A 19,633-nucleotide genomic window follows, 5' to 3' on the forward strand; every position below is an offset into this window, starting at 1 on the left:
AGTTATTATTCTCTAACTGCTACAAAAATCAAAAAGGTTTCGGAATGTGACCATTCCGAAACCTTTTTTTCTACAAACTGAGTGACTGCTCTCTGAGGTAAGCTTTTTTGGTTAAGACATTAAGTCCACTAGGACCGCCTTTTGGGCATGAAGGCGATTTCCGGCTTGGTGGAAAACGACGGAATTAGGTCCATCGATGACTTCAGCCGTAACCTCTTCCTCCCGATGTGCAGGCAGGCAATGCATGAATAAATAATCTTCTTTAGCAAGTTTTACTAGCTCACCATTGATTTGATAATCTTTAAAAGCTTCTAAGCGGATACCATTCTCGATTTCCTGCCCCATGGAAGTCCAAACATCTGAATAGACGATATCCGCATCTTTAATGGCCTCCGAAGCTGAGGTTGTCACCAAAATTTCACTGCCAGTCTCTTCTGCCACTTTTTTAGCATAGGCGACGACCTTTTCATCAGGTTTGTAGGCGTCAGGACAACCAATGGAAAAATCCATTCCCATTTTTGCACAGCCTACCATCAATGAATTGGCAACATTATTGCCATCACCGATATAACTCATCTTCAAGCCTTTTAACTGCCCTTTTATCTCGATGATCGTCAAGAAGTCTGCAAGTACCTGACAAGGATGGGCAAGATCTGTTAGCCCATTGATGACTGGGATAGAAGCATTTTCTGACAATTCCAGGATTTTTTCATGCTCGAAGGTACGAATCATGATGCCATCAATGTATTCAGAAAGGACTTTTGCAGTATCGGAAATAGTTTCACCACGTCCAATTTGCAAGTCATTGCCACTTAGGAACAAAGCGTGCCCGCCAAGCTGCATCATGCCCACTTCAAAAGAAACACGGGTACGGGTAGACGATTTTTCAAAAATCATCCCCAGCGTTTTCCCTTTTAAAGGCGTATATTCTACACCTGCTTGCAATTTGCCTTTAATAGTCTGCGCTAGCTTTAATAAATCTGCAATTGCCGTTGGTGTAGTCTCTTTCATGGTCAAAAAATCTTTTCCATTTAAAATCTTCGCTTGTGTCGGTGCCGTCATTGAACTCATACGTGTGACACTCCTTTCGAATATGATACAAGCCATTCCTGAAGCGAGGTAACCCCTGGATCAGCATTTTCCACCGATTGCAGATAGGCATTGAACGTCTCTTCTTCCGTAAAAGCAAGCAGTCGGTATTTCGCTGCAAGTAACCTTAGCTGCTTATCTTCCTCCGTTGTTCCATATGCTAAAACGACCGCCGCATTTCCTTCATTTAACCATTCATTAAAATCTGAATTCCCCAATGTCAAACCTGCTTCTTTGATTTTCACTAACAGGTCTTCACTTAATTGAACTGATTCTGATTGATAAACGCCTGTGGTATGATTAGCTTTTTGAGCATGGAACACTTTTGTCAACGCTTCATTTACCGTTTCCCCGATGGCGATTCCTTCACCTGTTGATTTCATTTCCGGACCTACCTTCGAATCAAGTCCGCTTAGTGCAAAAGTAGAGAATACGGGATATTTGACAACTGCATATGGAATTTCATCCATTAAGCCCGTTTTTTCGAACGCATTCGACAATGAATATTTCCCAAGCAATATTTTTGTCGCTATTTGCACCAAGGCCACATCGGTCACTTTACTGATGATTGGTATTGTTCGACTTGCACGAGGATTCACTTCCAATACGTATACACTATTTCCCTCTATAACGAATTGGATATTCATAAGACCTTTATAACCAAGTTCACTAACTAGTTTTTTAGCATAAAGGGTCATTTTATCTTTCATATCATCCGTTAAGGATTGAGCTGGCAATAAAGCCATGCTATCTCCTGAATGGACGCCTGCTTTTTCTATATGTTCGGCAATGATGGGAATATAAACATCATTTCCATCAGCAATCAAATCGATTTCGGCTTCCTTCCCTGCAATATAGGAATCGATCAATACGGGATAGACTAGTGCCGTCCCATTAGCCATTCTATTCAACAAGCTTTCCTTGGAGCGGATGATTTCCATTCCCTGGCCGCCAATTACATAGGATGGGCGTAAAAGTACCGGAAAGCCGATGGCCTCTGCCCGGGAAATTAATTGTTCTTCTCCATTAGCCATTGAACCTGGTACATGGGGGATATCCAGTTTTTGAAGAAGCTGATAAAAACGATCACGATCTTCTAATTGATCAAGCGTATCGAAGGATGTCCCCAACAAATTGACACCGTACTCTTCCAGGCCTTTAGCAAGGTTTATCGCAGTCTGACCGCCAAATTGGACGATAACATCTTTTATGTCTTCCGCTTCTATTACATTAAGAACATATTCAAGGGTCAACGGTTCGAAATAAAGGCGATCTGCTGTCGCAAAATCCGTGCTTACCGTTTCCGGATTATTATTGATCATGATCGTTTCAACATTTTCATCCTGGAGTGCATAAACACCATGAACTGAACAGTAATCAAATTCTATTCCCTGTCCGATGCGGATCGGGCCGCTGCCAATCATCAAGACTTTCTTTTTATTCGTTTTTTGCTGTTCGTTCTCACCAAAATATGTTGAATAGTGATAGTTTGTATGTGATTCGAACTCGGCTGCACATGTATCAACCGTTTTGTAGACAGCCGTAACACCTAATGATTTCCTGTGTGCTCTCATTTCCATCTCATTTACTTTCCATACGGAAGCAAGATAGCGGTCTGAAAAGCCCTTTTCCTTGTAAGACTGAAGTTCTTCCCTTGTTACCTGATCGATTGCCTTAGCTTCAATCTCCATTTCTCTTTGGATCAATGAAGCAAAGGATTTAAGGAAGAAATAATCTATGGCTGTCGCTTCATGGATTTCTTCAATCGTCACGCCTTTTCTAAGCATTTCAAAAATGACAAAGATTCGTTCATCCGATTTTTCGGCAAGCTTTCCCCAAAGTTCAGGAACGGTTTTATTTTTCAGAGATGATAGCTGCAGCCCAATCGTTTTTAATTCCAAAGAATCGACGGCCTTTTGGACTCCACCCTCAAAGCTGCGGTGTAAAGCCATGACTTCACCAGTTGCCTTCATCTGAGTTCCCAATTTGCGGTCGGCGGTCGTGAATTTATCGAATGGCCACCTTGGGAACTTCACCGCTACATAGTCAAGCGCAGGCTCGAAGCTTGAATATGTGCTTTTCGTTACAGGATTGATGAGCTCCGACAAATCGTAGCCGACAGCTAGCTTTGCCGCTATGCGGGCTATTGGATAACCTGTTGCTTTTGAAGCTAGTGCCGATGAACGGCTGACGCGCGGGTTCACTTCTATTAAATAATATTGCTTGCTATTCGGATCAAGTGCAAATTGAATGTTACAGCCACCTATGATCCCTAAAGCAGAGATGATTTTAATGGATGCTGCACGCAGCATCTGAAACTCATCGTCCGATAAAGTCTGTGATGGTGCCACGACGATCGAATCACCTGTATGGATCCCTACCGGATCGATATTTTCCATATTACAGATAGTGATGCACGTATTGTTGCCATCCCGCATAACCTCATATTCGACTTCCTTAAAACCAGCTATGCTTCTTTCAATCAAGCATTGTGTAATTGGGCTTTCTTGCAGTCCGCCCCGTACAAGTTCCTTAAAGGTTTCCAGTGAATCGGCAATACCACCGCCGGTTCCGCCGAGTGTATATGCGGGACGAACGATGATGGGGAAACCGATTTTGTCCGCAAAAGCCAGCGCTTCCTCAAGGGTATGGACAATCGTACTGTCGGGAACGGGTTCACCTATTTCAAACATCAACTCCCGGAACAGCTCACGATCCTCCCCTTTTTTGATGGAATCGATTGGAGTTCCCAATAATTTGACCTTATATTTTTCAAGTATTCCAGCATCATCCAACTGATAAGCTAGGTTCAATCCTGTTTGACCGCCTAATGTAGCGAGCAGGCCATCCGGCTTTTCTTTGGAAATGATCTTTTCCAGTACATCAACCGTTAAAGGTTCGAAATAAACAGCATCCGCATTCATATCATCAGTCATGATTGTTGCCGGATTGTTATTGACCAGTATGACTTTATATCCTTCTTCCTTTAAAGCGAGGCAGGCCTGTGTACCTGCATAATCGAATTCGGCGGCCTGCCCGATGACAATCGGCCCCGAACCAATCACTAAAATGGTCTGTATCGTGTTGTCCTTAGGCATAAGCTTTTTCTCTCCCGCTATAATCATTTATCATTTGTAAAAAGTCTTTGAATAGTAATGAACTCTCGATAGGTCCTGGATTTGCCTCTGGGTGGTACTGGGTAGTTAAGATTGGCAAGTCTTCATGCATGAGTCCCTCAACCGTGTTATCATTCACGTTTCTGAATCTCACTTGAAGCGATGTTCCTTGCAAGCTCGGTTCATCAACCTCATAACTATGATTCTGCGAACTCATATACACCTGTTTCGTTTTCAAATCGACCACGGGCTGATTCGCACCCCGATGTCCAAACAGCATTTTTTTGGTATTTCCACCTAAGGCAAGGGCAGTTAATTGATGACCGAGGCAAATGCCCATCGTGGGAAAAGTAGTAATGATCTTTTTTAAGTTTCCTAAAAGGTATTCAAGCTGTTTTGGATCCCCAGGCCCATTTGAAAGCAAAATACCATCTGGCTTCAAATCCTTGATTTGCTCGAATTCCGTATCGAATGGTACGACAGAGACTCGGCAGCCTTGAGCGACCAATGAATCCAAGATTGATTTTTTATAGCCGAAATCCATCATCACAACGTGCTTGCCGCCTTCACCAAATCTCTCGACAACCTTTGTGGATACCTCAGCTACATGGGCTGATAAACCATTCAGGCCTGGTACGACAGTGTATTCTTCTTCAGCTGTGATGACTGCCTGCATGGAACCTTCCTGTCTTATATTCTTAACGACCGCTCTTGTGTCAACATGGCTTAAAAGAGGAATGTTCCACTTGTCTAAATATTCACCAATTGAATATTTAGCCTGATAATGGGAATGGCTCATATTTCCTTCATATACAATCACACCGGCAACATGCGGCTTTTTACTTTCAAAATCATGTTCATTGATTCCGTAATTTCCGATTAGTGGGTATGTGAAGATGACAATCTGGTCCTTATATGAAGGATCTGTCAACACTTCTTGATATCCGGTCATTCCTGTAAAAAAGACAATCTCTCCAGTGATTGTTTTTTCAGTCGATTTAGTCAGCAGTTCCCCTTCAAAGACGGAACCATTCTCTAAATATAGATAGCTTTTCATGATCTTCACCTCTTTAGATGATGTATATTTATATACACAATAGCATAATTATTCATTTTATTCTATAAAAATTCAATAAATTTAGACAGTTTGTTTTATTGCCAATACTTTTTTGATTTTGTTAATCGCCGTATCGATCTCCGATTCGGAAACAGTCAGGGATGGAAGTAAACGAAGTACTTTAGGACCTGCACTCAATATAAGTAAGCCCTCTTCTTGCAATTCCATTAAAAACACCTGAACATCTTGTTTACATTCAATTCCGACCATCATTCCCAGACCGCGAATCTCTTTCACTTCTTCGATGCCATTCAATGCTTTTGCCAATTCGTTCTCAAGGTATTCCGCCTTTTTAACGGTTTCTTTTAAAAACCCTGATTGAAAAATTTCCTTTAATACAGCTTCGGCTGCTGAGACACTAACTGGATTCCCTCCAAAAGTGGATCCATGACTTCCAGGGCCAAAGAATACAGACAACTCTTCCTTCCCAATCATCGCCCCGATTGGCAGGCCATTTCCCAACCCCTTTGCTGAAGTGATGATGTCCGGCAGAATATTGAAATGCTGGAATGCAAATGGCTTTCCTGTACGTCCTATCCCAGTCTGAATTTCATCTATGATAAGGAGGGCTCCGTGTTCTTGGCATTTAGTTTGAATCGCGTCCAGATATGATTGCTGTACAACATGGATGCCGCCTTCTCCTTGAACGATTTCAATCATTACAGCTGCCGTATTTCCATCGATGGCTGCTTTCATGGCATCATGATCATTAAATGGAACATATTCGAACGAAGCTAGCATCGGGCCGAAACCAGTCTTGATTTTTTCCTGTCCCGTTGCCGCCATCGTTGCAAACGTACGTCCATGGAAAGACTGCTGACAAGTGATAATTTTACTTTTCCCGGTAGCTTTACGAGCTAGTTTGATGGCTGCCTCATTCGCCTCGGCACCGCTGTTGGCAAAGAACACCTGACTTAAACCTGAGGCATCAGCCAGCATTTTTGCTGTCCTTTCCTGAATGGAGCTTTGAAACATGTTCGATACATGCCAATATTTATTAAGTTGTTCCGTCACGGCCATTTTTACCTTCTCATGACAATGTCCAAGATTCAAAACCCCGATTCCGGATGTGAAATCCAGATACTCTTTACCTGTTTCACTCGTAATCTTCAATCCTGACGCTGTTCTTGGCTCAATGTCCCACCTAGCGTATGTAGGAAATAAAAAACTCATTGAAATACCCCTTCTTCCTGAAGAAATTTTGTACCTATGAATTGTCCGCCTTGATAAAAATGCTCTTTCCCACTAACGATCATCACTTCTTCAATCCCTTTATTCAGCACCGACAAGGCTGTATTGACTTTCGGGATCATTCCACCATGGATACTTCCATCCATGATCAAATTCTTCGTTTCCGTTTCATTCAATTTTTCAATGATCTGCCCATTCTTCAAGACCCCTTGAACATCGGTCACAAATAAACACATATCAGCCGATAGTGCCTTAGCTACAGACCCGGCAGCCATATCGGCATTCACATTTAATTTATTGCCCTCTTCGGTAGATGAAATGGGCGTCAATACCGGACAATAGCCTTTTTCGAATAAAAGTCCGAATAATTCCGTATTGACTTGTTGTATTTCACCGACAGCCCCAAGTTTCTGTTCATCGATATAATCACCTGTGAGAATTCCGCCGTCCGAGCCATTTAAACCGACTGCCTTTATGCCATGGGCTTCCAATTTATGAACGAGGCTGCGGTTCGATTTGCCTGCCAGCATAAGTTCAACAATTTCCAGCACTTCTGTGGTCGTTTTTCTTAACCCATCTTCAAATACTGGTTCAATTTCAAATTTTTCAAGCATTGAATTTATATCAGGGCCGCCCCCATGCACAAAGACAATATGGTATCCGCGGTTTTGTAACTCTTTAATACTATTGAAAAACGACTCCGATAACTCATTGATGATGCTGCCGCCGCACTTTATGACCAATATGTTCATACTTTTCACCTCTTACGAACGATAGCTTCCGTTTATTTTCACATAATCATAGGTTAAATCGCAGCCCCATGCCGTGCCTGATTCATTACCATCTTTCAAATAAACTTGAATGATGATGCTTTCATTTTCCAAGTATGCTTTGGCTTCTTCCTCAGAAAACATAATCGGCTCACCGTCTTTAAGTACGACGATATCACCAAAAACGATCGTTGTTTGATCCGGATTGAATCCCACTCCGCTTCTTCCCATTGCAGCTATGATTCGGCCCCAGTTTGCATCCGCTCCAAAAGCTGCGGTTTTCACAAGATTTGAACCGACGATCGTCTTCGCCATCATCTGTGAATCTTGTTTCGTTTGCATGCCATGAACATTCACTTCTATCAGTTTAGTCGCACCTTCTCCATCTTTCGCAATTTGTTTGGCGAGGTTTTCGGAAGTTTGTTTTAATAATTCCAGGAAGATGGACCATTCTGGATGGTCAGGTGTCAAAGGTTCATTGTTCGCTTCTCCATTCGCGAGCACCAACACCATGTCGTTCGTTGAACAGTCGCCATCAACCGTGATTTGATTGAATGTATCATTGGTAATCGAGGATAATGCTTGCTGTAAATCATTCGGTTCAATGACGGCATCCGTCGTAATGAAACCTAGCATTGTGGCCATGTTTGGATGAATCATTCCCGAACCCTTTGCAGCACCGCCCATTTTCACGGTTTTACCGTCGATGATTGTTTCATAACCACAACTCTTCGTTACAATATCCGTTGTTAAAATGGCGGTACCAAAAGCTTCAGCAGCTTCAGGTGTATTTTCTGGCTGTAATGCCTCTATGCCGTTTCTTACTTTTTCCATTTCCATGAATTCCCCTATGACTCCCGTTGAAGCCACTGCAAATGAATGGTCCTCCAAACCGAACTTTTGAGCCGCAAGCTTCCTCATTTCATTTGCATCTTTTAAACCTTGTTCACCTGTACAAGCATTCGCACAAGCACTATTCACTACAATGCCGTGAAGTTTTCCAGTAACGGCAATACTGTCTTTCGTTACATTGATTGGAGCGGCTTGAACGACATTTTGTGTATAAACGGCCGCGGCTGAGGCTGGGACATCGGTAAAAATGATGCCAACGTCCTTTTTAGAATAGCGTAATCCTGCATGGACACCCGACGCTTTGAAACCTTGGGGCATTAAAATGTTTCCTTCTTGAATTTGTTTGATTTCTTCAACTGACTGTAGTGTATTCATTGGTTCCCTCCATAGTTTACGGATATAGCGGACTGTTCCATAGTCCTGCCGTTTCTTCTAATCCCATTAATATATTTGCATTTTGAATGGCCTGCCCTGCGGCACCCTTCACTAAATTATCAATAACCGAAACCACCGTTACCTTACCTGTTCTTTCATCATAACCTACGCCAATGTCGCAAAAGTTCGATCCATATACTTGTTTCGTGGATGGAAAGCGATCAAGGGGCTGTACCCGGACAAATGGGTGGTTCTCGTAAACCGTTTCGTACAAATCCTTTAATTCAACATTTGAAGTTTCCCGATTTACCTTTATATACATCGTTGCCATAATCCCTCTTGTCATTGGAACAAGATGGGTATTGAAGGTAATAGGCTGTAAACCTGATGACCATCGCCCAAGCTGTTGCTCGATTTCCGGTATGTGCTGATGTTGATTCACCTTATATATCTTAAAGTTCTCATTCATTTCACTAAAATGGGTGACTGCAGAAGGTGATTTACCCGCCCCTGAAACCCCGGATTTTGCATCGATGATCACATCGGCATCCGTTCCGGCCAATCCTTCAGTGAATAAAGGGGCAAGACCTAATAGTGATGCGGTTGGGTAGCACCCAGGATTTGCAATGATCGTCGCTTTTTTTATAGCTTCGGCATTCCATTCAGCCAATCCGTATACCGCTTCTTCAATAATATGCTGAGGCGCTGCCGGCTTTTTATACCAGTTTTCGTATTCACCTGGAGTTTTAAGCCTAAGATCTCCTGATAGATCTATCACTTTAATGTCGAGGTCAGAAAATTCCGAAATCAGTTGTGATGAAACACCCGAAGGGGTTGCAAGAAATACAATATCGGATTTTTTTGCAATCGCTTCCGGGTCGATTTCTTCTAATGTATATTTCATATGCATGAAATGTGCATTTTCTTCATATAAACTTCGACCAAATTGGGATGAAGTATGCAATGATTTTATTTTAAATTGCGGATGATTAATTAAAAACCTTATTAGTTCCATTCCTCCATAACCCGTTGCACCTACTATTGATACGTTCATAAAACCATCTCCTATAATTTCAGGTCCCTGTCAATCTTTGATTCTATTATTATAAGACTGAATAAAAATAAAATCAAATGTATTTTTATAAAATTATAAACATAAATTTTAAATGAAATATTATCCACCAAAATTCCTAGAATTATCCAAAGTTGTTGACTACTAGGATTTTTTCCGTTTAAATCAAAGGTAGTAATTGAGTAATGACGGTTTCTGAAAGGTGGTCATATGCATGAATGAATTATCGTTATCCAATCGGATGCAAGCAATTTTAGATAATAAACAACAAATTAAACATATGGAAAAAGGGCGCTACCTTTTTCATGAGAGCACCCCGGCAAGTGATTTGTATTACATTATAAATGGGAAAGTAGAAGTGAGTAAGGTTGTTCCCGACGGTCGGGAATTAACTATACGCATTAGTTCGGAGAATGATTTGGTTGGGGAGACAGTCTTATTTTCTCAAAATCCTAAATATATGATGAATGCAAAAATGATGGAAGATGGTACTGTCGCGGTTATTTCCAAAGAAGCATTAGAAGAAAAGATCGCCTCCGATAGCCATCTCGCAGTCGAGATGATGACATGGTTATCCGCTCAAAACCGTAAAAATCAGGCTAAATTCCGCGATATGCTCCTGCACGGTAAGAAAGGTGCATTTTACTCCACCCTCATACGTTTATCAAATAGCTATGGCACCGAAGCGGAAGACGGCAAAATTATCAATCTTCCCTTTACAAACCAAGAACTCGCCAATTTTTGCGGCACATCCCGCGAAGTAGTCAATCGAATGCTCGCTCAATTAAGGAAAAATAATGTGATCTCCATTAAAAAGGGACGGATTACGATTCTTGACTTTGACTATTTGAAACAGGAAATCGACTGTGAAAACTGTCCAATAGAAATCTGTACAATCGATTGAATCCTTTCCCATAAAAAGCAGCAATACATAAAGCCTTAATGATCTTAATCATGAATGGAATTTATTTCAGACCAAATCCATCTCTAGGACCATTGAATTATTTTCATTACCTGTATCCTAAATAAAAATGCATAAATAAAGTATAAACATGGGCTTTGCCATTGACCGGCATCAGGTCCTGACAACTATACAAAAAAGGGATGGCATAGCGCCATCCCTTAATTTTTCATTCGGACGGATTATCCGCCAATGAATGACATTTCGATTTTTTCCTGTTTCTTCACCGTTCCCGCTGCACGCTCATCCGAATAGCGGTCGTCCCTAAGGTTCCAAAGTGAAATGATGAACCCTGTCAATTCTTCATCGGTCATGTCGGAACGGAGCAATGACTTCAAGTCATGTCCCTTTCCATTAAACAGGCATGTATATAAACTTCCATTGGCAGAAAGACGTGCACGTGTACAGCTTGAACAAAAAGACTCGGAAACCGAGGTAATGAAGCCTACTTCTGCAGTAGTGCCCTTATAGCGGAAGCGTTTTGCGACCTCTCCAAAATAATCTTCTTCAACTGGTTCGACATCGAATTCGGTTTGGAGCATTGCAAGCAGTTCTTTTTTCGTAATGACATTCTTTAACTGCCAGCCATTTGTATGTCCGACATCCATGAATTCTATATAGCGTAATTGAAGGCCCTCATCTTTACAAAATCGGGCCATCGGCAGGATTTGAGATTCATTGGTTTCTTTTTTGACTACCATATTCACTTTAACGCCAAGCCCTGCTTCTTTAGCAGCAGTGATGCCTTCAATAACGGGCTTTATGCCGATATCCCTGCCGTTCATCTTTTTGAAAAGGTCGTCATCGAGGCTGTCCAAACTGATATTCACCCTCTGCAAACCAGCTTCCTTCAAATTTACGGCATGTTTTTTCAAGAAGACCCCATTCGTGGTCAGTCCAATATCTTCAATGCCTTCTATTTTAACGAGATTTGAAATCAGAGTGGTAAGATCTTTCCGGAGTAATGGTTCCCCTCCAGTCAATCTTAGTTTTTTTACCCCTAAGCCTGCGAAGATTTTAGAAAGCCTTACAATTTCCTCATAAGATAATAGCTCACTTTTAGGCAGGAACTGAAAATTCTCGTGAAAAATTTCAGCAGGCATGCAATACTGGCAGCGAAAGTTACAGCGATCTATGACTGAAATCCTTAAATCCCTTAGTGGCCTGTCCAATGAATCTTTAATTTGACTGTTCAATTAACCACTCCTAGCCGAAAGTATTAGAAAAAAACCAGACCATAAAAAGTGGCCCCTTGAATGGGTTCACTTTTTTTGACTGGCTTTTCATTTCTATTACAGAGTTATTATTTGATACCTAATGCAATTTTAGCATATCTGGACATTTTGTCTTTCGTCCATGGCGGGCTCCAGACTATCTTCACGTCCGTTTCCTTGACCTCGGGGATATCTTCCAGAACCAATTTAACTTGATCGACGATCGTTCCAGCCATCGGACAGCCCATTGCTGTCAATGTCATCGTAACGGTGGTCAGACCTTCCTCATCCATATCCACATCATATACCAAGCCTAAATTAACGATATCTATACCAAGCTCAGGGTCAATGACCTGCTCCAAAGCTCCAAGAATAATGTCTTTTGTATCTTGATCCACTTCAATCACTCCTTTTATGGAAAATCTCTAGTTTGTCGGTTTCATCATTATGTCCGTATAAGCATCATAACAGATTTTGAGTGAGTACTTAAGCATTTTGCACAGCAGACAGTAAATGTTTCGCGAACCAGTCAGTTGCCTTAAGCACTCCTTCTCTGCTGACCTTATGCCCAGCCTTAGGGTCAAGGATAAAATCAATTTTTTCTTCTGCCTCGTCATACCCTGCTTTGACCCCTTCATAAAAACTGTATGCATGCTGATAAGGTACAACCGGATCTTTGGCACCATGCCAAAAAAGAAGCGGTCGGCCGCAAAGCTTATCCTGATTAAGACTCAAATCAAATGGCTTAAGCTGTTCAATCACCTTCGCAACTTCCTCATCAGTAGCTGGGAAATCAACTTTCCTTTTCTTAATTTCCTCCATTTGGAGCTCTGCATACGCGACATATGATGGGTTCCCCATTAAACTGACTCCGGCGGAAATCCATTCATATGCAGCCAGAGCCCCATTAGTAACAATTCCCCCCATTGAAGTACCTGCCACGCCAATTCTGTCGGGATCAATCAATTTCCGGGATAATAAATCATCCTTCAGCAAAGACAAATCCTGGATTGTTTGTAAAACCATTTCCCAAAAACGGGGCATCATTTGAGAATCACTTAAACCGGCTTCCCTTTCCCCATGATGAATCACATCGGGTAGAAGCACACGAAACCCCTTTTCAGCCAATAAATAAGCATAGTGCAGGTTATGTTCTTTTGCACTTTGAAAACCATGTATAAAAATAATAAGCGGCAATTCCTGATTGAAAATGGTTTGTTCCCCTAGGTGCAAGACAGGAATTTGTCCAATTAGTTCTTTTTCAATTATTATCAAGTTAACCCCTCCGAATAATTTGTTCCGGTCTTTTCAATCCATTTTCAAAATGGAATTCATTACCTTTAAATCTGAGCTTCGCTTTAATCATCATAATCCTGGATATAGTAATATCATACAGGAATGCATAAAGAATGAAAAAGATTTACATTTACATTAAAATAGGCTTAACAATATTTGCATATAATGAAATCAAAAAGAACAGAAGGTGTGTACATGACTGAGAAACATTTAATCGTATTGGATCTTGATGGTACTCTACTTACAGATAACAAAACAATTTCTTCAAGGACTAAAAAAACACTCCTAAAACTTAAAGAAGATGGACACGAGGTTATGATTGCCACTGGGCGCCCCTTTCGTTCAAGTGAACTTTATTACCGGGAATTGGGGTTGACTACACCAATCGTCAATTTCAATGGCGCTTTCGTCCATCACCCATTACATACAAGCTGGGGGGTATATCACTCTCCACTGGATATAAATGTTGCGAAAGAAATTGTCGAAGCGTGTGATCAGTTTACATATCATAACATCATTGCTGAAGTCCGGGATGAGGTTTATGTCCATTATCATGATGAAAAGTTGATGAACATGTTCAATCTAGGAAATCCGATCATGAAGACAGGTGATTTGCGTAATTACCTTCAGGATTCCCCAACTTCGATGCTGATTCACACAGATAGTGAATTCGTAGGACAGATTCGCCAGCATCTATCCGATGTCCATGCAGAATTGGTCGATCACCGCCGCTGGGCAGAGCCTTTTCATATCATCGAAATAATAAAAAGCGGGTTAAGTAAAGCAGTGGGGCTTAAACGCGTATCCAACTATCTGGAAATTCCTCAAAACAGGATAATCGCGTTCGGTGATGAAGATAATGATTTGGAAATGCTCGAGTATGCGGGAACCGGGGTGGCCATGGGGAATGCGATCTCACCAGTAAAAACGGTAGCAAATACGACGACATTGACGAATGAAGAAGATGGGATAGCCGTCTTCCTCGAAGAAAAATTCAATATAAAAGCCTAATACGTCATTTTTTACCTTCATAATATTCAACTATCAAGCCAAACTAATATGGACAACAGATTCATTCCGTTGTCGACAACGCTCAGAATCGGAGGAGATAAGAATGGGTAAAAGCAGTAAATCTAAACGATTTGTACAGCAGGGCAAAGAAAGTGTTGCCAGGCATGCCGAAAAAATCCCTTATCACACTACGTTTGAAGAGGCAGAAAAAGACAGGTTAAGAATTATGTCTGAACAAAGCTATGGTGGCTTCTAATGGGAAACAAATTATTCCAAAAGGCTAGGGAATTTGTTGAAGAAGCTCTCCACTCTGAGCATGACGGTGATCAGCATAAAACAGAGGAATTTGTTGAAGAAGCTCTCCACTCTGAGCATGACGGTGATCAGCATAAAACAGAGGAATTTGTTGAAGAAGCTCTCCACTCTGAGCATGACGGTGACCAGCATAAGACAGAGGAAATCGCTAAAAACGCTCTTTCATCAGCCTTTGCCAATACGAACGAGGCTGAAAAAGAACAATTGCGAGAACTCCAGCAAGAGCTGGAAAATCACTCTAAGTAAAGTGAAAGCCTCCAGGGATTCCTGGAGGCTTTCACTTTTTCATCTTTCGTGCCTTACCGCTTTTTTCACCGATGTCCTTATAAAATTCTTTACCACGGTAATCAGCAGTTGCTTCCCCGCCCTTTTGCCCAATTTCCCGGTAAAAATCCTTGTCGTGATTTTTAGAAGTGGCTTCCCCGCCTTTACGGCCTGCTTCCTGCCTGCTCATTTTTTCATCGTTAGCCATTTTTATCACTTCCTTCATATTAAAACGCCGAAATGCCGCCTTTTGTAATAGAAGTGTAATGGTCGTTTTTTATTCCCTTCGGAAAGTCCCAACAATTCCTGACGTTTCTATGATGTTTGTGAACGCGTGTGGATCCACTTCCTTGATGATCCTTTCAAGGTCATACAGTTCATACCTTGTAATGACAATCAATAACATTTCCTTCGTTTCGTTAGTGAATGCACCTTTTGCGGGAACCCTTGTAATTCCGCGAACTAATTTAGCATGGATTGCCTGTTTAAGCTCTTCGCTTTTCTTTGTAATGATCATGGCCGTTAGTTTTTCATGACGTGTATGTATCGCGTCCACGACACGGGTCGATGTATAAAGGGTAACAAGTGTATACAAAGCTTTTTCCGGTCCATAAACAGCACCTGCCGTTACAATGATCACTCCATTCAGCAGAAATAAATAAGTCCCTACAGGTTTATCCTTCTTCCGTGAAAGAAGCATGGCGATAATATCCATTCCGCCAGTCGATGCACCGTATTTCAGGGTGATCCCCACACCTACTGCAGCTATGACTCCGCCAAATACTGCATTCAATAATATGTCAGGTGACCAGCGTGTAATCGGAATGATTTCCATAAAGAAGGACATCAAGGCAACGCTGAGGAAACTATAAAAAGTGAAAGACTTTCCTACCTTTCGCCAAGCAATGATCGTTACTGGAATGTTCAATAATAACAAGAGAATGCCTGTCGATACATTAAAAGGAGCAAAAGATCCAATCATCCTCGATAGAAGCTGGGCCACTCCGGTAAATCCGCTTGCATATACGTTTGCCGGTATCAAAAAAAAGTTCATTGCGATGGCATTAAGCAATGCTCCGACCACAACTATGATCATTTTCTTCATTTCACCACTGTACATCCTAAAAAACCTCCATTTCACCCTTATTCTATTATCTTTTTACCCTTAATTATTTATTCTATTTACGTAGAGATTGAATTTTTACCGTTACGTGCTACACTAAAAAGAAGAGTGACCACTCATTTTCTAAAAATTGTAAAAAGAAAGCAGGTGTATTATGGCTATCACAATTCTTGCAGATAGTGCATGTGATTTGCCGTTGTCTTTCTATAAGGAAAACAATGTTTCATTAATCCCTTTACAAGTCCATCTTGACGGGGAAACTTATGAAGATTTACTTACTATTAATTCTCACGAAGTCTATCAGGCGATGCTTGAAGGAAAAGCACCGAAAACATCGCAAGCTTCCCCAGAATACTTTATAGAACTTTTCACACAGTTTGCCAAAGAGAAAAAACAAGGGATATATATAGCCTTTTCCTCTGAGTTATCGGGAACATATCAAACGGCAGTGATGATTCTTAATCAGGTGAAGGAAGAGTATCCTGACCTTGACATTGAAATCGTCAATACGAAATGCGCTTCGATGGGCGTCGGTTTAATTGTAAAGATAGCAGCCGATCTGGCAGCAAACGGTGCCACTAAAGAAGAAATCCTGGCTGCAATCGAATTCCAAACGCGGCATATGGAGCATCTATTCACTGTAGATAACCTAGAATATCTGGCCCGTGGCGGCCGCATCTCCAAAACATCTGCCCTTGTTGGCGGTTTATTAAACATTAAACCGTTATTGCATGTTGAAGATGGGAAGCTTGTTCCGCTTGAAAAGATACGCGGCAAAAAGAAATTGATTAAACGAGTAATCGAATTAATGCACGAAAGAGGCAAAAATTTAACTACCCAAACGATTGCCATCAGTCATGGCGATGATGAAGCAACGGCCCTGGAATGGAAGGAAGCCATCCAAAATGAATTCGGGACAACTGACTTCATGATCCATACAATTGGCTCCGTCATCGGTGCACATGCCGGCCCTGGCACAATTGCCCTCTTCTTCTTAAACGATACCCCTGAGAAATCATAAACATACATACTCCCTTCCATAATTGTGAACAATATATATTGATCAGATAATGGAAGGGAGTTTTCACTATGTCCAAAACAACCGATGACAATAAAAGGCCAAAAGATAACCAAGCGAGAAATGCTGAAAAAAATATCGCTTATCAGGAAAACCTTGCTGCAGGAAAGCACTCCTATTCGAAGAAAACGGACCATAAATGAAGCGCGGGGCTTGTCCCCCCGCTTTTTTAATATCGTTTATATAGTTGTCTTCCTATCATACTTTCTCTATAATAAAGGAAATAAACCCTGCTGGAGGTAAGTGATGGCAAAGGAAAATTCATTTGATATTGTTTCGAAAGTAGACTTTTCAGAGGTAACGAATGCAGTTACCATGGCTATGAAGGAAATACAGACACGCTATGATTTTAAAGGGAGCATAAGCAGCATCACCATTGATAAAGAAGACCTGGTTCTAGTTTCAGACGATGAATATAAGCTCGAACAGCTAAAGGATGTTCTCATCAGTAAGCTCATTAAACGTGACGTACCCGTCAAGAACCTGGATTATGGCAAATTGGAAGGAGCTTCTGGCGGGACCGTTCGCCAACGGGCCAAGTTAATTCAAGGCATCGATAAGGAGCAAGCAAAAAAGATCAATACCATCATTAAAAATAGCGGTCTTAAAGTGAAAAGCCAGATCCAGGATGATCAAATCCGGGTTACCGGTAAGAACCGGGATGATTTACAAGGGATCATTTCCGCGATTCGGGGCGCTGACCTATCCATTGATGTACAATTCTTAAATTACCGCTAAGTATGAAGGCCTCACCTGCTTTGGGTGGGTCTTTTTTCATTTGTTGCAACTGCCTCCATCAACGTTCATCCCCCTTTTTCTCCAAATGAATCACCTTCATGGAACATGGAAAGACTAGTCATGTTCCCTTCAGTTAAAACATTTTCATGGGTATTTTTTCCATGTTTTCTTTTTCTTAAAAGAAGGAATAGAAAAAGCGTAGATAATTAAATGGGAGGCGTTTATATCTTGACTACTCAAAACCAAAATCAGAAAAAACAAGGATTTCCACCTCAACATCAGCAGCATCAACCTGGATTGGAAACAAAAATGGAACCGAACCCCGATTCAGTTAAAGCTGCCTACAAAGGAAGCGGCAAATTAAAAGGTAAAACGGCAATCATAACGGGAGGAGACAGCGGAATCGGTAAATCGGTTGCCATTTACTACGCTAAAGAAGGAGCTAATGTGACAGTTGCATACTTGGATGAACACGAGGATGCTAAAGCGACAAAAGAATTGATCGAAAAAGAAGGCCAGAAATGTTTACTCATTTCCGGTGATATCGGTGATGAAGCCTTCTGCCAGGATGTCGTCAAAAGAACGGTTGATGAATTTGGCGGTTTGGACATTCTAGTCAACAACGCCGGAGAACAGCATGTGCAGACAAGTATCCTGGACATTTCAACTGAACAATTGGAAAAAACGTTCCGCACGAATATTTTCTCGATGTTCCACTTAACTAAAGCTGCATTGAAGCACCTTAAAAAAGGAAGCAGCATCATTAATACAACCTCTATCACTGCCTATCAGGGCAACCCAAAACTAATCGATTACTCTTCAACAAAAGGTGCAATACTGGCATTTACAAGAGCCCTGTCGAACTCCATCTCAAAAGATGGCATCAGAGTGAACGGTGTGGCGCCAGGCCCGATCTGGACCCCGCTGATTCCTGCTTCATTCGGTGAAGAGGATGTTGCCAAATTCGGACAGGATACTCCAATGGGCCGTGCAGGTCAGCCTGAAGAATTGGCACCAGCGTATGTTTATTTGGCAAGTGATGATTCATCCTATGTCAGCGGACAAGTCATCCATGTAAACGGCGGGACCGTTGTAAACGGATAAGACCTTACCTTTTTTCCAAAAGCAGTGGATTTCACAAATTGAAATCCACTGCTTTTACTCTTTCAGGCAGGATATTTCCAGTTAACGCGGAATATATGAGTTGGAAGGAGTGGAGTCATTTTTGAAGAATATTGTAGATCCATGGTTCACCGTTCAAGAATTGGACTCAAAAACGTTTGCAATCAGTGAATATGGTCATTGGGAGAAAGTTCATTCCTTTTTATTGCTTGGTGAGACCAGGGCTGCCTTAATCGACACAGGGTTAGGCATCGATTCGATAAAGCGGATTACAGACCAGCTTACCGATCTTCCAATCATCGTCCTGACCACACACGTTCATGCGGATCATATCGGCGGTCATGGTGAATATGATACGATTTATGTTCATGGAGATGATGCCAATTGGCTGATTAACGGCATTGAAGGTTTGTCCTTGGAACAAATAAGAAAGAATATGGCCCGGGATATCACATTACCCATACCCGAATCATTCAATCCTTCTACATACATGCCATACCAGGGGTACCCTGATAGGCTCTTATCAGATGGGGACATGATTGATCTTGGAAACCGAAGTTTAATCATTTATCATACACCTGGTCATTCGCCTGGCCACATTTCAATCTTGGATGATGAAACAGGTTATTTATTTACTGGCGACCTGCTTTATTCAGATACTCCCGTTTATGCATTTTATCCCTCGACAAGCCCTGTAGACCTTGTGAACTCGTTGGAAAAGATCACAAAGATCAAGGCAGTCTCCAAAATCTATGGCGGACACAACCAACTAGGCCTCGAACCAAGCATCTTTGAAGAAGTCCTTGCAGCCATTCAATATCTTAAAGAGAATAAATTAGCCAGACACGGAACGGGTATACATGCATTCAAAAGTTTCAGCGTACATTTCTAGATAAAAAAGGCATTGCTTTTACGCAATGCCCTCTCGT

Annotated in this window: 20 protein-coding genes and 1 pseudogene; 9 read left to right on the forward strand and 12 right to left on the reverse strand. The window is 41.5% G+C overall.

Annotated elements, in window-relative coordinates; all coding sequences use genetic code 11:
- Window positions 1-111 precede the first annotated feature (111 nt).
- From argF to argC, 7 genes are all read right to left on the reverse strand, one after another.
- The gene (gene argF / locus J7I90_RS06160; protein WP_214769248.1) at window positions 112-1,071 is read right to left on the reverse strand and encodes an ornithine carbamoyltransferase; all 960 of its coding nucleotides are present in this window, start codon (window positions 1,069-1,071) and stop codon (window positions 112-114) included.
- Complete coding sequence (locus J7I90_RS06165) at window positions 1,068-4,187, reverse strand: carbamoyl-phosphate synthase (glutamine-hydrolyzing) large subunit (RefSeq protein ID WP_214770141.1); 3,120 nt, start codon at window positions 4,185-4,187, stop codon at window positions 1,068-1,070. The genes argF and J7I90_RS06165 overlap by 4 nt, the downstream gene beginning before the upstream one ends.
- Window positions 4,180-5,262: a carbamoyl phosphate synthase small subunit gene (locus J7I90_RS06170; RefSeq protein WP_214769250.1), complete on the reverse strand. Its 1,083-nt coding sequence runs from the start codon at window positions 5,260-5,262 to the stop codon at window positions 4,180-4,182. The genes J7I90_RS06165 and J7I90_RS06170 overlap by 8 nt, the downstream gene beginning before the upstream one ends.
- A gap of 81 nt (window positions 5,263-5,343) precedes the next feature.
- On the reverse strand, window positions 5,344-6,495 hold the full coding sequence (locus J7I90_RS06175; RefSeq protein WP_214769253.1) for an acetylornithine transaminase: 1,152 nt from the start codon (window positions 6,493-6,495) through the stop codon (window positions 5,344-5,346).
- Entirely contained in the window at window positions 6,492-7,265 is a 774-nt protein-coding gene (gene argB / locus J7I90_RS06180) for an acetylglutamate kinase (RefSeq protein WP_214769256.1), read from the reverse strand. Before argB ends, J7I90_RS06175 begins: the two co-directional genes overlap by 4 nt.
- Before the next feature lie 12 nt (window positions 7,266-7,277).
- Window positions 7,278-8,510 carry a bifunctional ornithine acetyltransferase/N-acetylglutamate synthase gene (argJ, locus tag J7I90_RS06185; protein ID WP_214769259.1) on the reverse strand — a complete coding sequence of 411 codons (1,233 nt, stop codon included), beginning with the start codon at window positions 8,508-8,510 and terminating at the stop codon, window positions 7,278-7,280.
- A 16-nt stretch (window positions 8,511-8,526) separates the two neighbouring features.
- A complete protein-coding gene (argC, locus tag J7I90_RS06190) occupies window positions 8,527-9,564 on the reverse strand; it encodes an N-acetyl-gamma-glutamyl-phosphate reductase (RefSeq protein ID WP_214769261.1) in 1,038 nt (345 codons plus the stop codon).
- Window positions 9,565-9,796: 232 nt separating this feature from the next.
- Between argC and J7I90_RS06195 the strand changes: the two genes are divergently transcribed.
- Complete coding sequence (locus J7I90_RS06195) at window positions 9,797-10,486, forward strand: Crp/Fnr family transcriptional regulator (RefSeq protein ID WP_214769263.1); 690 nt, start codon at window positions 9,797-9,799, stop codon at window positions 10,484-10,486.
- Between the two features lie 239 nt (window positions 10,487-10,725).
- Here J7I90_RS06195 and moaA read toward each other — a convergent pair whose 3' ends face one another.
- The 3 genes from moaA to J7I90_RS06210 form a co-directional block, all read right to left on the reverse strand.
- The gene (gene moaA / locus J7I90_RS06200; RefSeq protein WP_214769266.1) at window positions 10,726-11,739 is read right to left on the reverse strand and encodes a GTP 3',8-cyclase MoaA; all 1,014 of its coding nucleotides are present in this window, start codon (window positions 11,737-11,739) and stop codon (window positions 10,726-10,728) included.
- A 107-nt stretch (window positions 11,740-11,846) separates the two neighbouring features.
- Entirely contained in the window at window positions 11,847-12,155 is a 309-nt protein-coding gene (locus tag J7I90_RS06205) for a metal-sulfur cluster assembly factor (protein ID WP_034314562.1), read from the reverse strand.
- 88 nt (window positions 12,156-12,243) lie between these two features.
- Window positions 12,244-13,032, reverse strand: coding sequence for an alpha/beta fold hydrolase (locus J7I90_RS06210; RefSeq protein ID WP_214769269.1), 789 nt, complete (start codon window positions 13,030-13,032; stop codon window positions 12,244-12,246).
- A 216-nt stretch (window positions 13,033-13,248) separates the two neighbouring features.
- Here J7I90_RS06210 and J7I90_RS06215 point away from each other — a divergent pair, with 216 nt between their 5' ends.
- The 3 genes from J7I90_RS06215 (at window position 13,249) to J7I90_RS28070 (ending at window position 14,625) form a co-directional block, all read left to right on the forward strand.
- Window positions 13,249-14,064 (forward strand): Cof-type HAD-IIB family hydrolase, encoded by an 816-nt coding sequence (locus tag J7I90_RS06215; protein ID WP_053534120.1) that lies wholly within the window; start codon window positions 13,249-13,251, stop codon window positions 14,062-14,064.
- Between the two features lie 103 nt (window positions 14,065-14,167).
- Window positions 14,168-14,320 carry a hypothetical protein gene (locus tag J7I90_RS06220; RefSeq protein ID WP_164468789.1) on the forward strand — a complete coding sequence of 51 codons (153 nt, stop codon included), beginning with the start codon at window positions 14,168-14,170 and terminating at the stop codon, window positions 14,318-14,320.
- Window positions 14,320-14,625, forward strand: coding sequence for a DUF3813 domain-containing protein (locus tag J7I90_RS28070; RefSeq protein ID WP_214769272.1), 306 nt, complete (start codon window positions 14,320-14,322; stop codon window positions 14,623-14,625). Before J7I90_RS06220 ends, J7I90_RS28070 begins: the two co-directional genes overlap by 1 nt.
- A 49-nt stretch (window positions 14,626-14,674) precedes the next feature.
- On the opposite strand, the pseudogene J7I90_RS06230 reads toward J7I90_RS28070, so the two are convergent.
- Both J7I90_RS06230 and J7I90_RS06235 read right to left on the reverse strand, forming a co-directional pair.
- Window positions 14,675-14,851, reverse strand: a pseudogene (locus tag J7I90_RS06230) (KGG domain-containing protein); the annotation flags it as partial.
- Window positions 14,852-14,920: 69 nt separating this feature from the next.
- Entirely contained in the window at window positions 14,921-15,763 is an 843-nt protein-coding gene (locus J7I90_RS06235; protein ID WP_214769278.1) for a YitT family protein, read from the reverse strand.
- A gap of 157 nt (window positions 15,764-15,920) precedes the next feature.
- Here J7I90_RS06235 and J7I90_RS06240 point away from each other — a divergent pair, with 157 nt between their 5' ends.
- The 5 genes from J7I90_RS06240 to J7I90_RS06260 all read left to right on the forward strand — a co-directional run bounded on the left by J7I90_RS06240 (window position 15,921) and on the right by J7I90_RS06260 (window position 19,596).
- Window positions 15,921-16,787: a DegV family protein gene (locus J7I90_RS06240; protein WP_214769280.1), complete on the forward strand. Its 867-nt coding sequence runs from the start codon at window positions 15,921-15,923 to the stop codon at window positions 16,785-16,787.
- Between the two features lie 68 nt (window positions 16,788-16,855).
- Window positions 16,856-16,987, forward strand: coding sequence for a DUF3941 domain-containing protein (locus J7I90_RS06245; RefSeq protein WP_072272565.1), 132 nt, complete (start codon window positions 16,856-16,858; stop codon window positions 16,985-16,987).
- Between the two features lie 103 nt (window positions 16,988-17,090).
- The gene (locus J7I90_RS06250) at window positions 17,091-17,582 is read left to right on the forward strand and encodes a YajQ family cyclic di-GMP-binding protein (RefSeq protein WP_034314577.1); all 492 of its coding nucleotides are present in this window, start codon (window positions 17,091-17,093) and stop codon (window positions 17,580-17,582) included.
- Between the two features lie 228 nt (window positions 17,583-17,810).
- Entirely contained in the window at window positions 17,811-18,686 is an 876-nt protein-coding gene (locus J7I90_RS06255) for an SDR family oxidoreductase (RefSeq protein WP_251138046.1), read from the forward strand.
- A gap of 130 nt (window positions 18,687-18,816) precedes the next feature.
- Window positions 18,817-19,596: an MBL fold metallo-hydrolase gene (locus J7I90_RS06260; RefSeq protein ID WP_396020060.1), complete on the forward strand. Its 780-nt coding sequence runs from the start codon at window positions 18,817-18,819 to the stop codon at window positions 19,594-19,596.
- Window positions 19,597-19,633: the final 37 nt, after the last annotated feature.

Source organism: Bacillus sp. ISL-57, assembly GCF_018613135.1.
In the GTDB taxonomy this organism is placed as follows: Bacteria; Bacillota; Bacilli; order Bacillales; family DSM-1321; genus Peribacillus; species Peribacillus frigoritolerans.

Bases quoted from the DNA above. Each gene is read 5' to 3' on its own strand.
- J7I90_RS06240 (WP_214769280.1), top strand. From the start codon at position 15,921: ATGGCTATCACAATTCTTGCAGATAGTGCATGTGATTTGCCGTTGTCT.
- J7I90_RS06250 (WP_034314577.1), top strand. From the start codon at position 17,091: ATGGCAAAGGAAAATTCATTTGATATTGTTTCGAAAGTAGACTTTTCA.
- J7I90_RS06165 (WP_214770141.1), bottom strand. From the start codon at position 4,187: ATGCCTAAGGACAACACGATACAGACCATTTTAGTGATTGGTTCGGGG.
- J7I90_RS06170 (WP_214769250.1), bottom strand. From the start codon at position 5,262: ATGAAAAGCTATCTATATTTAGAGAATGGTTCCGTCTTTGAAGGGGAA.
- J7I90_RS06220 (WP_164468789.1), top strand. From the start codon at position 14,168: ATGGGTAAAAGCAGTAAATCTAAACGATTTGTACAGCAGGGCAAAGAA.
- J7I90_RS06215 (WP_053534120.1), top strand. From the start codon at position 13,249: ATGACTGAGAAACATTTAATCGTATTGGATCTTGATGGTACTCTACTT.
- argF (WP_214769248.1), bottom strand. From the start codon at position 1,071: ATGAGTTCAATGACGGCACCGACACAAGCGAAGATTTTAAATGGAAAA.
- J7I90_RS06245 (WP_072272565.1), top strand. From the start codon at position 16,856: ATGTCCAAAACAACCGATGACAATAAAAGGCCAAAAGATAACCAAGCG.
- argC (WP_214769261.1), bottom strand. From the start codon at position 9,564: ATGAACGTATCAATAGTAGGTGCAACGGGTTATGGAGGAATGGAACTA.
- J7I90_RS06195 (WP_214769263.1), top strand. From the start codon at position 9,797: ATGAATGAATTATCGTTATCCAATCGGATGCAAGCAATTTTAGATAAT.
- J7I90_RS28070 (WP_214769272.1), top strand. From the start codon at position 14,320: ATGGGAAACAAATTATTCCAAAAGGCTAGGGAATTTGTTGAAGAAGCT.
- J7I90_RS06235 (WP_214769278.1), bottom strand. From the start codon at position 15,763: ATGTACAGTGGTGAAATGAAGAAAATGATCATAGTTGTGGTCGGAGCA.
- argB (WP_214769256.1), bottom strand. From the start codon at position 7,265: ATGAACATATTGGTCATAAAGTGCGGCGGCAGCATCATCAATGAGTTA.
- J7I90_RS06175 (WP_214769253.1), bottom strand. From the start codon at position 6,495: ATGAGTTTTTTATTTCCTACATACGCTAGGTGGGACATTGAGCCAAGA.
- argJ (WP_214769259.1), bottom strand. From the start codon at position 8,510: ATGAATACACTACAGTCAGTTGAAGAAATCAAACAAATTCAAGAAGGA.